Source organism: Pseudomonas baltica (assembly GCF_031880315.1).
Classification (GTDB): Bacteria; Pseudomonadota; Gammaproteobacteria; order Pseudomonadales; family Pseudomonadaceae; genus Aquipseudomonas.
This window is the reverse complement of record NZ_CP134771.1, coordinates 5,342,644-5,359,371: the sequence shown is the minus strand read 5'-3', so window position 1 is coordinate 5,359,371 and position 16,728 is coordinate 5,342,644. Positions and strand designations below refer to the sequence as shown.

8 protein-coding genes are annotated in these 16,728 nt (G+C 63.1%); 7 read left to right on the top strand and 1 reads right to left on the bottom strand.

Annotated features, from left to right (window positions below; translation table 11 throughout):
* Positions 1–211: 211 nt before the first annotated feature.
* The gene (locus REH34_RS24305; RefSeq protein WP_311969442.1) at positions 212–394 is read left to right on the top strand and encodes a DUF6026 family protein; all 183 of its coding nucleotides are present in this window, start codon (positions 212–214) and stop codon (positions 392–394) included.
* A 96-nt stretch (positions 395–490) separates the two neighbouring features.
* Here the strand turns inward: REH34_RS24305 and REH34_RS24300 are convergent, their stop codons facing one another.
* The gene (locus REH34_RS24300) at positions 491–5,122 is read right to left on the bottom strand and encodes a dermonecrotic toxin domain-containing protein (protein ID WP_311969441.1); all 4,632 of its coding nucleotides are present in this window, start codon (positions 5,120–5,122) and stop codon (positions 491–493) included.
* Positions 5,123–5,519: 397 nt separating this feature from the next.
* On the opposite strand from REH34_RS24300, the gene glgA reads away from it, so the two are divergent.
* From glgA to glgX, 6 genes are all read left to right on the top strand, one after another.
* The gene (glgA, locus tag REH34_RS24295) at positions 5,520–7,088 is read left to right on the top strand and encodes a glycogen synthase GlgA (RefSeq protein WP_226507305.1); all 1,569 of its coding nucleotides are present in this window, start codon (positions 5,520–5,522) and stop codon (positions 7,086–7,088) included.
* Positions 7,089–7,106: 18 nt separating this feature from the next.
* A complete protein-coding gene (gene treZ / locus REH34_RS24290) occupies positions 7,107–8,921 on the top strand; it encodes a malto-oligosyltrehalose trehalohydrolase (protein WP_311969440.1) in 1,815 nt (604 codons plus the stop codon).
* On the top strand, positions 8,918–10,996 hold the full coding sequence (malQ, locus tag REH34_RS24285) for a 4-alpha-glucanotransferase (protein ID WP_311969439.1): 2,079 nt from the start codon (positions 8,918–8,920) through the stop codon (positions 10,994–10,996). Before treZ ends, malQ begins: the two co-directional genes overlap by 4 nt.
* Positions 10,993–13,782 (top strand): malto-oligosyltrehalose synthase, encoded by a 2,790-nt coding sequence (locus REH34_RS24280; protein WP_311969438.1) that lies wholly within the window; start codon positions 10,993–10,995, stop codon positions 13,780–13,782. The genes malQ and REH34_RS24280 overlap by 4 nt, the downstream gene beginning before the upstream one ends.
* A gap of 14 nt (positions 13,783–13,796) precedes the next feature.
* Positions 13,797–14,276, top strand: coding sequence for a DUF2934 domain-containing protein (locus tag REH34_RS24275; protein WP_311969437.1), 480 nt, complete (start codon positions 13,797–13,799; stop codon positions 14,274–14,276).
* 280 nt (positions 14,277–14,556) lie between these two features.
* Complete coding sequence (gene glgX, locus REH34_RS24270) at positions 14,557–16,716, top strand: glycogen debranching protein GlgX (protein ID WP_226507310.1); 2,160 nt, start codon at positions 14,557–14,559, stop codon at positions 16,714–16,716.
* Positions 16,717–16,728 lie beyond the last annotated feature (12 nt).

Here is a 16,728-nt window from a genome sequence, read left to right as displayed (position 1 = left end):
TAAATAGCGTCCTACCATCTGGCGATTTGCCTAATTATTTCGGGCACTTGCGACAAAAATGAAAAAAATCACATGGACCATAAAAAATAAAAAAGTTCCCATGAATAACGAAAGAAATCATCATCCGTGCCGATAGCGGTAGGAGCCTGACGCGAGAGTCGCCCAGGGCGCTTATCCTTAATGTCTGTGCCGGTAGTTTGCGAGGTGTGCAATGGGTACTGTAGTGACAACGAACCAACCACAAACGCTCTATGTCAGTGTTCGCCGTGATGAACTGCGTGCGCTCAAGCAAGAACGTGAAGAGCTGCAGGACAAGGTCGCCTTCCTGACCAGCCTGCTGCAACAAGCCAAGCAGAACGCCATGGGCTTTGAAGCTCAAGCGCGTATCGCCTGACGTTAGCCCGAGGTGCAGGCGCTCGATCGAGCGCCTGTCCAGCGGATCATGCCATCCTGAACATGATCCGCACTCCCTTGCTACAAGCGTATAACGCTACGCCTCTCCCTCCCCCGATGTCCCCCCCACCGGTAAAAATACCTTGCGCGCCATGTTCGGCTGAATTTCGGCCCGAATCAGGCCCGTCGCCCCTTTGGCCGTATCGCCCAACGCCATGAAGTGCTTATAGGTCATGAAGCGTTGCGCCACTGTCTTGAGGTGCGCCACGGTGAACCGTTCTGCCGCCGCAGTGGCCGTCGGGTAATGGAAATGCGCGTACCAAAGCACACCACTGGCGTCCTTGATCGCATATTCCTGCAGGTAATCGCCGCCTTTGAGCAATGTCCGCGGCTTCTCGAGCACCACCGTCGCCTCCCCCTCGCCGACCAGCCACTCGATCCTGGACGCCTGTGGATCACCGGCCTTGCACAGCGCGATGCGCAGGCGCCGGCCTTCGGTTTTCAGCTGCTCGGCCTTGTCGCGCAGTTGCCTGATGGTCACATCGGCCGATTGCCCCGTGGACGAAGACAGCCGATCGGTTTCATTGAGGCGCACCAGCGCCAGGTCGATGTCATCCGCTTTGTCACGCAGCCCTTGGGCCACGTCATCGAGCAAGTTTTGAGTTTCGGAAGGGATATGCGCCTTGTTGGCCTGCACGCGTGCTTTGGCTTGCAGCAACTGACGATCGGCTTGACCGAGCAGCACCATCGCCTCGCGCATCGAGGCTTCGAGGGGCGCCACCGGCCTGGGCTCGATGGCCCCCGAGGCAGATGGCACCCGCACCCAATCTTCGCCGCCCGGCACTTGCTGGAACTGCTCGACAGTGGTGTCGTCGAGTCCGCCAGCCACTTCAAAACGTTGCGCGCCGCCGTCGGCCGAGGTTTTCATGTTGCCTACCAGTACCCCGCGCTTGCGACTGGTGACAATGACCTGCTGGCGCACCGGCCGCTGCTGCTTGCGCTGCTGGCGGGCACGCAAGGTCTGCTGCCGGAACAACGGCACCAATTGCGCCTCGGCAGCGCTGTGCAATGCGCCGACATGCAACAGCATGCGCGCCACCGCTGGCGACAAGCGATTGGGCTCGACCGTGGCCAGGGTAAAATCCAGCGCGTCTTCGAGCGCTTCATAGCGTTGCAGTGCGCTGTCGAGTACCTGGATCTGCTCCTCGTCGGTGAATACACCGGGCTCCAGGATCGCGTTCTGCGACTGCGCGGCGAGCTTGGCAGAGGCGACAGCTTCATTCATGGCGCCTTCGGGACGGGGCCAGCGACGCATTTTTTGTTCGCTCAAGACGTTCAGCCAATACAACTGCACGCCGCGCCAGGTCAACGGCGTTCCGAATCCAGCCCAGGTGGGCTTGATAGCTGCAAGCTCCGGCGCCCCGAAATGTTCGACATTGGCCAGATCCTCCATGCGCCGCTGTGATTCAGCGGTCCAGTGAATGAGTTGATCGATGAGATCGCAGCCCGCGGCAAAGTCCTCGAAGCTGCTCATGGGGGCAGGATTGGGCGCTTCGTGCTCCAGGCCATCGCCAAGGATCAGTTCGCTCAGCTGCTCGCGCAGTTTGCTGACGATTTCCCATTTGATCCGCAACAAGGCGCGCAAGTGGCTGGTGCGCTCCTCGAAAAAACGTGGCGAGGGGCGGACCTTGTTGAGTTCGGCGAAGGCGTCGATGGCATCGCCGCTGGCCACCACCATCTCGCTGGCCACTTCGATGAAGCGCTGGCGATACGCCGGATAACGCCTGGAGCGCTGGGCTTGCAGCTCGCTCATGACCTGCTGGGTGACCTTGAGCTTGCGATCGATAGCCGTCTGCTGGTCACGGTAATCAGTAACCCGCTTGAGCAGCGCTGCCTCGCGCGCCTGCTGCGCCTCTTTATAGGCCTTGCGCCCCCGGCCCGGCAAGCCGCCGGCCAGGCGCAAAGCGGTGTCGACTTGCCAGCGGCCTGCTTCGTCACGGCGCACATAGGGACCGCGACGCGATGCATCGTTGATGTCCATGATATGCAACTCGCCGTCTTCCAGCGCCAGCGCGAACCAGCTCGCGTCGATCAGCCCGTACCATTGCTGGTCCCGCAGATAGAGGCCTTGGGTAGGGCCGTGGGGTATCGCGCTACCGAAGTCCCCCGCCGGTACCGCGAACGTCACCAACGTCTGTCGCTGAGCAGCCGAGAGCCGGCGGCTAGCCGCCTGAAAACCGAAGTCCAGCTCGTGCAGCGCTATCGACGTACCAGGCGCTGCGATGACGCGGCTGGCCACCGGCTCACCGGGCGCCACCACCGATTCCCCAAGCCCTTCAACCGGGTCGAGCCACTCACCGTCCTTCAGCAACGGCCGCGTCACGCGATCAATACCTTTGCTGCGCGCCTCCAGGCTGTGCCCGAAAAGCACAAAAGCCGCATTGAAGAAAAACTCCATCAGCGCGTCACTGGCCGCCTGAGGACTTCCATGCAAACGCGCATCGAAACCATCGGCAAAGATTTTCAGGCTTTGCAGCATCCATCCTGCACTGGCAAGCGGGCCACCGACCATGGGCAGCAAGGCGTTGAAGACCACCCAGCCCAACTCGCGATAGCCAAGCCAGCAACTTTCATCGTTGCTGACCGACTGGCGATCGGCGATGGCCTGCAGCCCGGCGACATTGTCACGATACAACGTGGTCCACAGATCACCCTCAAGCGCTACGCCCGTCAAGGTCGCGGGGGCCGGGCGCGTTAGCTCGGCTGTATCGTCGCCAGGAAGGAAATGACGAATGTGCGGTTCATCAAAGCCGCCATTGGCATAGACCGGACGCGCGGCCGCCTCCAGCCAAAGCAACACGTCATCCTGCAGCGCGCCCGGCGCCTTGATCGCCGACAGCAGCGCGCCAACACTGGCAAACTGGCGCAAGGGCTCTGCGGACAAGGGGCGATACAGCACGCAAACGCCGTCTTCATCATCGGCCCCGATCAGGTAAGCGCACTGGATGATATCTGGAGTGGCTCCCAGGGCGCGACGCACTGCCAACTGCCGCACCGTTGGCCCCGGCAGCGTGGACGTCGCGCGGCGAACATTGGGCGCGAGGGAATCGAGCCTCAACGCCTGCATCAGCATGGTCACGCCCGCTGCCGTGACGCCGCACGCCTGGCGGATTTTCAGCTCAAGCATCTTCAGCGGCAACTGCACCCGCAACTGGTCCAGGTAAAGCGCCTGCCGTCGTGCTGCCTGCGGGACATCCTCCAACAAGCGCTGACGCAACAGCGCGACATAGCGCCGACCGATATCGACGGTGGTCACCAGGGCGATCACCGCCTCGCGAGTCACCCAGGCCGGCAGCGTCGCGCCCGCACGGGGTTCGATCTCGAGCATGCCGGCCGGGCGTCCATGGACATTGAACAGTGCCAGCTCGACCAGACTGATGACCACATATTCAAGATGACCATCCCCGGCATGCACGATTTCGAGCAGGGCATTGGGTGCATGATAAATACGCACCTGCACATCAGCCAAGGCCACACGCTGTGTGGGGTGATCGAGGGCGATCTGCCGGTTCAACTCGGCTGCGGTGTAGTCCTCCAAGGGCAGGATGCCATCCAGGTAGTGCTCGCCGCCGCTCTGGCGCTGCACCTCGCCCAGCTGCGCCAGCAGCGTTGCATAGCGTAATTTATCGTCGCGCGGCGCCTGTTCGAGCCAGACCGGCAGTGCGTCCTTCATGCGCTGTGCGCGCGCGAGCTCCTCGGGGCGGCTCAGGTCGTAAAGACTGGTACTGCGCTCGGCCAGACTCACCAGCGTGTCGATATCGCTGCCCTGCCCCCGGTAATGCTCGGCCAGCGCCGTCAGATTGCTCAGCTGGCATTCCAAAAGCATCAGCGCCTGGGTATCGAAGCTATCGGCGTCGATGTTGATCAATGCAAAATCCACGCGCTGGCCAGTCCGGCGATCACCTAGATAGCGCGCCTGGGCCTCGGCCAGCGTGGCCATGTCGGCGAACGCTTGCACCTCGGCCAAAGGACGGCACAGCAGTATCCGCTCGACTTCATCGCCCTGCGCAGTGCGGGTGATCACCAGATCGCTGGTGACATGGGGCGTGGTCACGGCAGGATTGGCGATGTGCTGAATCTGCAGCAGTGCAGTGCGGGTGCCCGCCAACGGCGTGCCACTACAGAGAGCCAACAGCGTTTCGCTCTCCTCACCATCCAGCCGTCCTTGCTCGACTTGGCGCCGCGCCAACATCCGCACATGCTCGCGCAGGTGGCCGGCCAACCACTGCCAGCGACTCTGACCGGTTGCGTCGACATGATTCCAGTACTCGACCAGGCGCTGTTTATAGTGTTCAAGCAATGAAGGCCCCCATTCATCGATCAGCGTTTCCAGCTCGCCAATACCCAAGGCCAGGGGTTGCGGCGCCTCAGCGCCCTGTTGCTGGGTCACCGCATCAACGCCTGCGATCAGATTTAGCGTGCGGTCCTGCAGATACCGCTGGATCAGCAGATCCTCCAACGCAATGGGGGCCGGCGCGTCGGCCCGAATCAGTTTGAGGCTGGCGCCATCGACCTGCAGGGCCGGTTTGTGCTTGCTCAAGGCCAGGTTGATAAGGTCGCGGGCGACACTTCGCAGTGAAGGGCGGCCGTTGAATCGCCGACTGACACTGCTGGCCAATGGCGCATACTGAGCAACCAGGCTCAGGGGCGAAGAAAGGGTATCGGTCATGGGAGCTCCGAGGTGACTCCCGGCGACATTGCCGGGGCCGCCATCTCAAACCATCGTTCTACCCACCAGTCGGTACCTGGCTACCACCCCGCATCGCGATGACTTACGCCCGTCAGTCGGCTGCCCTCCCGATTCTGCAGATATCTTCTACACTCAAGTCAACCTGTAAGCCGTTCGGAAACTTCACCGTAAAAAAGTCGAAACTTCTGAAACGCCCACCGGTCAGCTATTAGGTAGGCCGTAGTTATCGACTCGTTGAAAGCACGACCTGCCCACCCCTCTCTGAAATTGCGACCGACAATTCATCGTCGGGCCTGCGTAGCGCTCGCGCGGCTGACTGGGGCTGAACAAAATAAGTATCTGGCAGATGTAATCAACACTCGGGAGAGGGTTCACAATGATCAATGCCGCCGTCGAAACCCATGGGGAACGCTTCAATCAGCAGGTCAGCGAGGTTCCTTCCTTGCCTGCTATCGCTTCGACCGGCAAAGTGCTGCAAGCTGATTCGACGCCAAATCCTAATCGCAAGAAAATCCTCTTCGTCACCTCTGAAATTGCCGACCTCGTCAAAACCGGGGGCCTGGGCGATGTCTCTGCCGCGCTCCCTCGCGCCATGAGCCCCCTGCACGATGTGCGGGTGCTGATTCCGGGCTACCCGCAAGTGCTTAACAGCGGTCACCCGATTCATGTGGTCGGTGAGATGGGCGGCCACGCCGCGCTGCCACCCTGCAAGGTCGGCCGCATGGACATGCCGGACGGTCTGGTGATCTATGTACTGTTGTGCCCCGAGCTGTATGCCCGTGAAGGCACGCCTTATGGCGCCAACAATGGCCGTGACTGGCCTGACAACCATATTCGCTTCGCCCGCCTGGGCCTGGCTGCCGCCGACATCGCTGCAGGCCAGGGCATGGTGCATTGGCGCCCGGACATGGTTCACGCCCACGACTGGCCGGCCGGCCTGGCCCCAGCCTATATGCACTGGCGCGGGCTGAACGTGCCGACCCTGTTCACCATTCACAACCTCGCCTATCAAGGCGTGGTGAGCCTGGCCTGCTGCCCGGAACTCGGCATCCCCGAGCACGCGCTGCAACAGGAAGGCATGGAGTTTTACGGCAAGCTGTCGTTTCTCAAGGCCGGGATGTCCTATTCCAGCCACATCACCACGGTGAGCGCCACCTACGCCGAAGAAATCACCACCCCTGAATTCGGCTGCGGGCTCGACGGGTTTCTCAGCTACAAGGCGCAACAGGGGCTGCTCAGCGGCATCCCTAACGGTATCGATGAAAGCTGGGAATCGGCCACCGATCCGCATCTGGTCTGCCCGTTCGGCCTCAACGACTGGGATGGCAAGGGTGTCAACGCCGACCACGTGCGCGAACTGTTCGGCCTGGAGCCTAGCGAGGGCCCGCTGTTCGCGGTGGTTTCGCGCCTGGTGTTCCAGAAAGGCCTGGACCTTACCGAGGCGGTGGCGCAATTCATCGTCGAGAACGGCGGCCAGATCGCGATCATCGGCCGTGGCGAGCCTGAAGGCGAACAAGCGATGCGCGAGCTGGCCTTGCGCTTTCCTGGCCAGGTGTCGGCACGCATCGGCTTCAATGAAACCGATGCCCGGCGCATGTTCGCGGGCAGTGACTTTCTGTTGATGCCTTCGCGCTACGAGCCTTGCGGCCTGAGCCAGATGTACGCACAACGCTTCGGCTCGTTGCCGGTGGCGCGCAAAACCGGCGGCCTGGCCGACACCATCGAAGATGGCATGACCGGCTTTCTGTTCGAAGAGCCCACCGCCGAGAGCTACCGTGAAGCCTTGACTCGCGCCTTCTACGTGTTCGGCAAACCGGAGCTGCTCAACGCCATGCGCTGCCGCGCCATGACCCAACCCTTCAACTGGTCGCAGGCTGTCGAACCCTACGCCAAGCTCTACGAAAAAATGGTCGATCAAGCCAAAGGCAAATCGGCAAAATCCTAAGTTCAAGAGGTTTCATCGATGCCGTCACGGGAAACTGAAACCTGGTCTGTTGAAAGAGAGATGTCCCACGGGGCGGTAATGTTGAAATCGGGGCTTACGCGCTTTGCGCTGTGGGCCCCGGATGCACAGTCGGTCAGCCTGCTGATCGAAGGCCAGGCGCCCCTGGCCATGACCGCCGATGATGAGGGCTGGTATCAACACCAGTTGGCCTGCCCCGCAGGCACCGCTTACCGCTACGAGATCGACGGCCACCTGCAGGTGCCGGATCCCGCCTCCCGCGCCCAGCAAAGCGATGTCCACTCGCCGAGCCTGGTGGTGGATGACCACTATCCCTGGCAGCAGACAGGCTGGCACGGCCGGCCTTGGCACGAAGCGGTCATCTACGAGTTGCACGTAGGCGCCATGGGCGGCTTCGCCGGTGTCGAAACGCACCTGGCGCGCCTTGCCGCGCTGGGGATCACCGCGATCGAATTGATGCCCATCGCCCAATTCCCCGGCGACCGCAACTGGGGCTACGACGGTGTGCTGCCCTACGCCCCGCAATCCTCCTACGGGACGCCAGCGCAGCTCAAGCACTTGATCGATACGGCACACAGCCATGGCCTGATGGTGATTCTCGACGTGGTCTACAACCACTTCGGCCCCGACGGCAATTATCTGCACGCCTACGCCAAGCGCTTCTTCAATGAAGACAAACACACTCCCTGGGGTGCGGCCATCGACTTCAGCCAGCAGGCTGTACGTGACTACTTCATCGACAACGCGTTGATGTGGCTTCACGAATACCGCTTCGACGGCCTGCGCTTCGACGCCGTCCATGCCATCGAAAGCCCGGATTTCCTGCAGGTCATGGCCAAGCGCATTCGCCAGTCGCTGGAGCCGCGCCGCCACGTCTATCTGAATCTGGAAAACGAGCACAACCAGGCGCACTTGCTCAAACAGGGCTACGACGCTCAGTGGAACGATGACGGCCATAACGCCCTGCACGTGCTGCTGACCGGCGAGACCGAAGCCTACTACGAAGACTATAAAGACCACACCACCGAGAAACTGGCGCGTTGCCTGGGCGAGGGCTTCGTCTATCAGGGCCACGTCAACCGTCATGGCGAAGCCCGCGGCGAGGCCAGCGGGCATCTGTGGCCCGGCTCCTTCGTGCTGTTCCTGCAGAACCACGACCAGATCGGCAACCGCGCCTTCGGCGAGCGCCTGAATCAGCTGTGCAGCGAGCCGGCGCTGCGCGCGGCGACCACCTTGCTGCTGCTGTCACCGATGATTCCGCTGATGTTCATGGGCGATGAGTGGGCGGCCAAGGAGCCGTTCCTGTTCTTTACCAGCCACCACGGCGAGCTGGCCGATGCCGTGCGCGAGGGCCGCCGAAGCGAATTCAAAGCGTTCAGCGTGTTTGCCGACCCGCACAAGCGCGAAACCATCCCCGATCCCAATGCGCCCAAGACCTTCGAAGACTCGCGCCCCGATTTCGCCAGTTTCCCCGCTCATCAGCACGGCCACTGGGTCGAGCTGTACCGCGAACTGCTGACCTGGCGACGTCGCGAGATCTTCCCGCGGCTACCCGGCGCTCGCTCGCTGGGTGCCGAGGTGCTGGCTGACAAGGCCATCACCGCGCGTTGGAAAATGGGCGATGGCGCAGAGCTGCGCATCGACCTCAACCTCGGTGATCAAACCCTCGAGGTAGAACTGCCGGATGCCAGCCTGCGCCTGTTCGACAGCCGCCTGCAGCCCGACAACAACCGCAAGCTCACCCCCTACACCACCGTGGTCAGCCTCATCCCCCCTTTAGACGCTGTAGTGCAAGGAGCAGGAGGCAAACCATGAGCGAGTCACTCCACACCTTGGCCGCCAACGCCGGCCTTGCCGTGCATTGGGTCGATGCCAACGGCAATCACCAAACCGTGGCCCCCGAGGCCTTGCGCAAGGTCCTCGCCGGCCTGGGGCATGCCGCCGATAGCGAAGACGACATCCGCCGCAGCCTGGCCGCGCTGGAAAAGGCCCACGATGCCCAACACCTGCCGCCATTGCTGACGGTGGACCAAGGCAGCGCCCTGGACTTGCAAAAATACTTCGCGCCGCACAGCCAGTGCCGGATCGAACTCGAGGACGGCGCCACGCTGGACATTCGCCTGGACGAGCACGGCGCCCTGCCCGGCATGGTCCCGGTCGGCTATCAGCTGGTGACCATCGACGGCCGCCAGTTCACCCTGGCCGTGGCCCCCAGCCGCTGCTACAGCGTTGGTGATGCCTTGGGCAGCGAAACCCCGCGGGCCTGGGGCCTGGGGGTGCAGCTGTACTCCCTGCGCCGCGCCGGTGACGGTGGTTTCGGCGATACCCAGGCGCTCGAGCAGCTGGCGCGCAGTGCCGGCGAACGCGGCGCCGATGCCCTGGCGATCAGCCCCATGCACGCCATGTTCAGCAGCGACAACCATCGCTACAGTCCCTATTCGCCGTCGAGCCGCCTGTTCCTCAACAGCCTGTATGCCGCCCCTGGGACCATTCTGGGCGAGCGCGCGGTGCGCAGCGCCATCGAAGCGACGGGGCTGGGCAAGACCCTCGACGAGCTCGAGTCCCTGGCCCTGATCGATTGGCCCAGCGCCGCCGACGCCAAGCAAACCTTGCTGCGAGAGCTGTACAAGGGTTTCAGCGCGGGCGATCACCCGCTGCAGGCTGACCTGAGCAGCTTCCGCCACGCTGGCGGTGAAGCGCTCGAAAATCACTGCCGCTTCGAGGCCTTGCAGGCTGAATGCGCGCGCCAGGGCGAACCCCAGGACTGGCGCCAGTGGCCGGAGCAATGGCAAGACCCCCGCAGCCCGTCGATCGCCGAATTCGCCAAGGAACATAAAGAAGAGGTCGGCTACTACGCCTTCTGCCAGTGGCTGATCGCTCGCAGCCTGGAACGCGCCCAAACCGCCGCCCGCAGCAGCGGCATGCGCATCGGCCTGGTCGCCGACCTTGCCGTCGGCGCCGACGGTGCCGGCAGCCAGGCCTGGAGCCGCCAGGACGAATTGCTTTCGTCGCTGACCGTGGGCGCGCCGCCCGATATCCTCAACCGGGCCGGGCAAGGCTGGGGCATCTCCGCGTTCTCCCCCGAAGGGCTGCAACGCAGCGGCTTTCGCGCCTTTATCGAAATGCTGCGGGCCAATTTCGCCCATGCCGGTGGCCTGCGCATCGACCATATCCTCGGCCTGCAACGGCTGTGGGTGATTCCTCAGGGCGAGTCGCCACCCAATGGCGCCTACCTGCACTACCCGCTCGACGACATGCTGCGTCTGCTGTCGCTGGAATCGCACCGCCACCAGGCCATCGTCCTCGGTGAGGACCTGGGCACCGTGCCTGACGGGCTGCGGGAAAAACTCGCGGCGCGGCAGATCCTCGGCATGCGCGTGCTGTTGTTCGAACAGCACCACACCGGCCACTTCAAATCCTTGATGGAATGGCCCGACAACGCCCTGGCCACCACCAGCACCCACGACCTCTCGCCCCTCAACGGCTGGTGGCGAGCCAATGATATCGACTGGAACCACCGCCTGAATCTGATCGACGCCGCGGCCGAACAGCAATGGCGTGAGTCGCGCGAGCACGAGCGTCGCGGCTTGCGTCACCTGCTGGAGCAGGACCCGGTCAACTTCCAGGGCGAAGGTGAAGAATCCGATCAACTGATCGACGCCAGTGTTCGTTTTATCGCCCATACCCGAGCGCCGTTGGTGCTGCTGCCGTTGGAAGATGCCCTGGGTACCCTTGAGGCCCCTAACCTGCCCGGCACCACCGACAGCCATCCCAACTGGCGGCGGCGCTTCAGTGCCCCTGCGCAGGCGCTGCTGGACGATACCGACGCCGCTCGGCGCCTCGAACTGTTAGCCACTGCCCGACAACAATCCAATGAGCGTGACCGATGACTCCCCTGACTGGCAGCCTGCGTTTACAGTTTCACAAGGACTTCACCCTCGACGACGCGGTCCCCCTGGTGCCCTACTTCGCCGAGCTGGGCATTACCCACGTCTATGCTTCGCCCCTGCTCAAGGCCCGCCCTGGTTCGATGCACGGTTACGATGTGGTCGACCCCACCACGGTCAACCCTGAACTCGGCGGCGAAGCCGCGCTGCGCCGCCTGGTCGCGGCCCTGCGCGAAAAGAACATGGGGTTGATCCTCGATATCGTCTCCAACCATATGGCCGTCGGCGGCCCGCACAATCCGTGGTGGCTCGACCTGCTGGAGTGGGGCCGACGCAGCCCTTACGCGGAGTTTTTCGATATCCAGTGGCACTCCCCCGACCCGCTGCTGGACGGCCAGCTGCTGCTGCCGTTTTTGGGCAGCGACTACGGCGTGGCGCTGCGCGACGGCACTCTGGCGTTGCACTTCGACGCCGAGCACGGCAGCTTTTTCGTCGAGCATTACGAGCACATCTTCCCTATCTGCCCGCCGGATTACGCCGGGCTGTTGATCGCCACCGGCAACAGCGAGCTGGCGGAGCTCGGCGCACGCTTCGCCGCGTTGGCGCAACATCCCCAAGGCTACGCCCAGGCCAAGGTGCTGCGTCAGGAACTGGCGCGCCAAGCCGCCGCTGCCGAGGTTGGCGAAAGCATTGCCAGCACCTTGAAGCAGTACGACTCGACTACCGAAGAAGGCTTCCAGCGCCTGCATCGGCTGCTCGAAAAACAGCACTATCGCCTGGCCAGCTGGCGCACCGCGGCCGACGATATCAACTGGCGGCGGTTCTTCGACATCAACGAACTGGGCGGCTTGCGGGTCGAGCGCGCGGCAGTGTTCGAAGCCACCCACAGCAAGATTTTCGAACTGGTTGCGCAGGGCCTGGTGGACGGCCTGCGCATCGACCATATCGACGGCCTGGCCGACCCGCGCGGCTATAGTCGCAAGCTGCGCCGTCGGGTTGCCGGCTTGCTGTCACAGCGCCCCGCAGAGGCCGCCGTCGAACACTTCCCGATCTACGTCGAGAAGATCCTCGGCGCAGGCGAGCAACTGCACAGCGACTGGACGGTCGACGGCACCACTGGCTACGAATTCATGAACCAGGTGTCGCTTCTGCAGCATGATCCGCGCGGCAAGGATGCGCTGGTCGAGGTCTGGGAAAAGGTCAGCGGGCGCACCGGTGATTTCGCCGAAGAGGCGCGCGCCGGTCGTCATCTGGTGCTCAACGGCACCCTGGCCGGTGACTTCGAGGCCGTGTCCCAGGCGCTGCTGAAGGTCGCGCGCAACGACGTGATGAGCCGCGACCTGACCCTTGGTGCGATCCGTCGAGCGCTGCAGGAACTCATCGTGCACTTTCAGGTGTACCGCACCTATATCAGTGCCTGCGGACGCCCCGCCGAAGACGAAGGGTTTTTCCAGCATGCCGTGGAGCAGGCCCGCGCCCAACTCAACGAAGGCGACTGGCCGGTGCTCGACTACCTGCAGCGCTGGTTCGGTGGCGAGCCCATGCGGCACATGCCGCCGGGTCGCGCGCGCAAGGCACTCAAACATGCCAACGTGCGTTTCCAGCAGTTGACCTCACCCGCGGCCGCCAAGGCTGTCGAAGATACTGCGTTCTATCGCAGCGCGGTATTGCTGTCGCGCAACGACGTAGGCTTCGATCCCGAAGAATTCAGCGCCCCTGTGGAAGATTTCCACCGCGCCTGCCAGCAGCGGCTCGAACGCTTCCCCAGCAACCTGCTGGCCACCGCCACCCACGACCACAAGCGCGGCGAAGATACCCGCACTCGCCTGGCCGTGCTCAGTGAACGCGGTGCCTGGTACGCTGCCCATGTCACCCACTGGATGGCGCTGGCGCAGCCATGGCGCGGCGAGTTTGCCGACGCCCCGGCGCCCACTGGCGGCGATGAGGCCATGCTCTATCAAGCCTTGATCGGCGCCTGGCCACTGGGCCTTGAAGCCGACGATCACGACGGCTTGCAGGCGTTGTTCGAGCGCGTCGCGCAGTGGCAGCAAAAAGCCCTGCGCGAGGCCAAGTTGCTGAGCAGCTGGAGCGCGCCCAACGAGCCCTACGAGCAACAATGCCGAGACTTTCTGGAGAAGCTGCTGCTCAGCGAAGACGCCTTGCCGTTGCGCCAGTCACTGGCTTCCCTGGTCCGCCAGATCGCACCGGCCGGCGCGCTTAACAGTTTGGCGCAAAGCTTGCTGCGCATGACCGTACCCGGCGTGCCGGATCTGTATCAGGGCGCAGAGTATTGGGACTTCAGCCTGGTCGACCCGGACAACCGGCGTCCGGTGGACTACGCTGCACGAGAGCGGTCGCTGCACGATGCCAGCGCTCTGGGACAGCTGTTGGAGCACTGGCAGGACGGTCGCATCAAGCAGGCACTGGTTGCCCGCACCTTGCAAACGAGGGTTGCACATGCCGAGTTGTTTCTGCACGGAGATTACCAACCACTCGAAGTGGTGGGCGAGCACGCCAGCAAGGTGCTGGCCTTCGCCCGCACCACGGCGACGCAGTTGGCGGTGGTGATCGTGCCGCGCCTGTGCAGCGACCTGCTGGGGGATGTCGGCAGCCCGTTGATTGATAGCCAAAAATGGGGAGACACCCATGTCAAGCTGCCTAACCACTCTTGCCGGCCTAATTTGAAGGGACTTTTTTCCGAGAACGCAGTCACACCACAGGAAGCTATATGGTTGAGCACTGCGTTGAAGGATTTCCCCGTCAATCTTTATGTACAAAGTGACCAGTGATCAGGAGCGTTTAAATGAGTGTCGACGACAAGCGTATTAAAGAATTTGCTTATCAGATCTGGGAGTCCGAGGGTCAACCCCACGGTCATGAGGACCGTCACTGGGAGATGGCGCGCAAGCTCGCTGAAGCCGAAGCACTGGCGCCCAGCAAGCCCTCGAATCGCAAGTCTGCCGCGGCCAAGACAGCCAAGGCCGACAAGCCGGTAGCGGCCCCCAAGGCAGCGGAAAAGCCCGCGGCGCCGCCTAAACCTGTCGCCAGCAAGCCTGCAAAACCGGCGGCTAAATCGGCACCCAAGCCAGCGGTCAAATCGGCTCCGGAGCCGGCCGCCGACAAGACACCGCCCAAGCCCGCCGCAAAATCCGCGCCCAAGCCGGTCGCCAGCAAGCCGACCGCAGTCAAGGCTTCCAAGCCGCCGGCGCCCAAGCCTGCGACTGCGCCCAAGCCCGCCGCCGCGAAAAAACCCAGCGCAGCGAAAAAGCCGCCAGCCAGCTGATTGCCTGGCACACGCTCTGCTCACCCCAAGGCTGGCCGCCCGTTCGGCCAGCCCGATACCCGGACTCCCGTCGTGCGAGCTCGGCACCCCTGTGTTGCCTGCACTGGCCCCTTCGCCAGCAAGCTGCGCTCCCACAGCTCATGCCGCTGCCTGTGGAAACAAGGCGCGCGCTTGCACGGCCCCACAAATATCTACGCCCTGCCACTGCCCCATGCCTCCCTGTAGCGCCGTTCTGCACCTCGCGCATTCGGTACGAACTCAGCCCCACTAAGGATCAATCATGAGCCGGCAAAAGAAGCCTCAGCCCACCTCTCAAGCCGAACCCTCGCGCATCCGTGAAGGCCTGCCCTTCCCCCTGGGCGCCACCTGGGATGGTCTGGGTGTCAACTTCGCGCTGTTCTCGGCCAATGCTACGAAGGTCGAGCTGTGTCTGTTCGACCCCGCCACCGAGGAGGAGATCGAGCGCATCGAATTGCCGGAGTACACCGACGAGATCTACCACGGCTACCTGCCCGACGCCCATCCAGGGTTGATCTACGGCTATCGCGTGTACGGGCCGTACGATCCCGAGAACGGCCATCGCTTCAACCCCAACAAGTTGCTTATCGATCCTTATGCCAAGCAGCTGGTGGGCCAGTTGAAATGGTCCGAAGCCCTGTTCGGCTACACCATCGGTCACCCGGATGGCGACCTCAGTTTCGATGATCGCGACAGCGCGCCCTTCGTGCCCAAGAGCAAGGTCATCGACCCTGCCTACACCTGGGGCCGCGACCAGCGGGTAAGCGTGCCATGGGACAAGACCATCATCTACGAAGCCCACGCCAAGGGCCTGAGCATGCGTCATCCGGCGGTTCCGGAGGCGGTGCGCGGCACCTTCGCCGGCATGATGGTGCCTGAGGTGGTCGATCACATCCGCCAGCTCGGCGTGTCCTCCGTGGAGCTGCTGCCCATTCACGCCTTCGTCAACGATCAGCACCTGCTGCAAAAAGGCCTCAACAACTATTGGGGCTACAACAGCATCGCTTTCTTCGCCCCGCACCCGCGCTACCTGGCCAGCGGCAAGGTCGCCGAGTTCAAGGAGATGGTCGCCCACTACCATGATGCCGGGCTGGAGATCATCCTCGACGTGGTCTACAACCACACCGCCGAGGGCAACGAACAGGGGCCGACGCTGTCGATGCGCGGTATCGACAACGCCTCCTACTACCGCTTGCAGCCCGACAACAAGCGCTTCTACATCAACGATTCCGGCACCGGCAACACCCTCGACCTGAGCCATCCGTGCGTGCTGCAGATGGTCACCGACTCGCTGCGCTACTGGGCCACGGAAATGCACGTGGACGGCTTTCGCTTCGACCTGGCGACCATCCTGGGCCGCTACCACGAAGGCTTCGACGAGCGTCACAGCTTCCTGGTGGCCTGCCGTCAAGACCCGGTCTTGCGTTCGGTCAAGCTCATCGCCGAGCCGTGGGACTGCGGGCCTGGCGGCTACCAGGTCGGTGGCTTTGCGCCGGGCTGGGCGGAGTGGAACGATCGCTTTCGCGACACCGTGCGCGCGTTCTGGAAAGGCGACGACGGGCAACTGGCCGACTTCGCCGGGCGCATGACCGGCTCCGGCGAGCTGTTCAACCAGCGTGGCCGGCGCCCCTATACCTCGGTCAACTTCATCACCGCCCACGACGGCTTCACGATGAAGGACCTGGTGTCCTATAACGAGAAGCACAACGAAGAGAACGACGAGAACAATCAGGACGGCACCAATAACAACGTGTCGTGGAACCATGGGGTCGAGGGGCCGACCGGTGACCGCGCCATCATCGATCTGCGTCTGCGCCAGATGCGCAACTTCTTTGCCACCCTGCTGTTCTCTCAGGGCACGCCGATGATCGTCGCAGGCGATGAATTTGCCCGCACGCAGAACGGCAACAACAATGCCTACTGCCAGGACAGCGAAACCGGCTGGATCAACTGGGCGCTGGATCAGGACGGCGCCGACCTGCTGCGCTTCGTGCGCCGGCTCATCAAGTTGCGGCTCAAGTACCCGATCCTGCGCCGCAACCGGTTTCTGGTGGGTACCTACAACGAGGACATCGGCGTCAAGGATGTCACCTGGCTCGACCCCCATGGCAACGAGATGACCACCGAGCAATGGGAAGAAGGCCACGGCCGCTCGGTGGGCATGCTGCTCGACGGCCGCGCCCAGGCCAGCGGTATCCGCAAGCCCGGCGCAGACATCACCTTGCTGGTGATCGTCAATGCCCACCACGATGTGGTCAATTACACCCTGCCGCAGGTCCCGGAGGGCGAGTACTGGAACTGCGTGGTCGACACCAACCGCCCGGAACTGCGCGAGCACGAACGCCTGGATTTCGGCAGTCAGTTCATGGTCACCGGCCGTTCGACGCTGTTGTTCGAGTTGCACCGGGATCAGGAGGATTAGGGTTCACTCCCG

Bases quoted from the DNA above. Each gene is read 5' to 3' on its own strand.
- REH34_RS24305 (WP_311969442.1), top strand. From the start codon at position 212: ATGGGTACTGTAGTGACAACGAACCAACCACAAACGCTCTATGTCAGT.
- REH34_RS24300 (WP_311969441.1), bottom strand. From the start codon at position 5,122: ATGACCGATACCCTTTCTTCGCCCCTGAGCCTGGTTGCTCAGTATGCG.
- glgA (WP_226507305.1), top strand. From the start codon at position 5,520: ATGATCAATGCCGCCGTCGAAACCCATGGGGAACGCTTCAATCAGCAG.
- treZ (WP_311969440.1), top strand. From the start codon at position 7,107: ATGCCGTCACGGGAAACTGAAACCTGGTCTGTTGAAAGAGAGATGTCC.
- malQ (WP_311969439.1), top strand. From the start codon at position 8,918: ATGAGCGAGTCACTCCACACCTTGGCCGCCAACGCCGGCCTTGCCGTG.
- REH34_RS24280 (WP_311969438.1), top strand. From the start codon at position 10,993: ATGACTCCCCTGACTGGCAGCCTGCGTTTACAGTTTCACAAGGACTTC.
- REH34_RS24275 (WP_311969437.1), top strand. From the start codon at position 13,797: ATGAGTGTCGACGACAAGCGTATTAAAGAATTTGCTTATCAGATCTGG.
- glgX (WP_226507310.1), top strand. From the start codon at position 14,557: ATGAGCCGGCAAAAGAAGCCTCAGCCCACCTCTCAAGCCGAACCCTCG.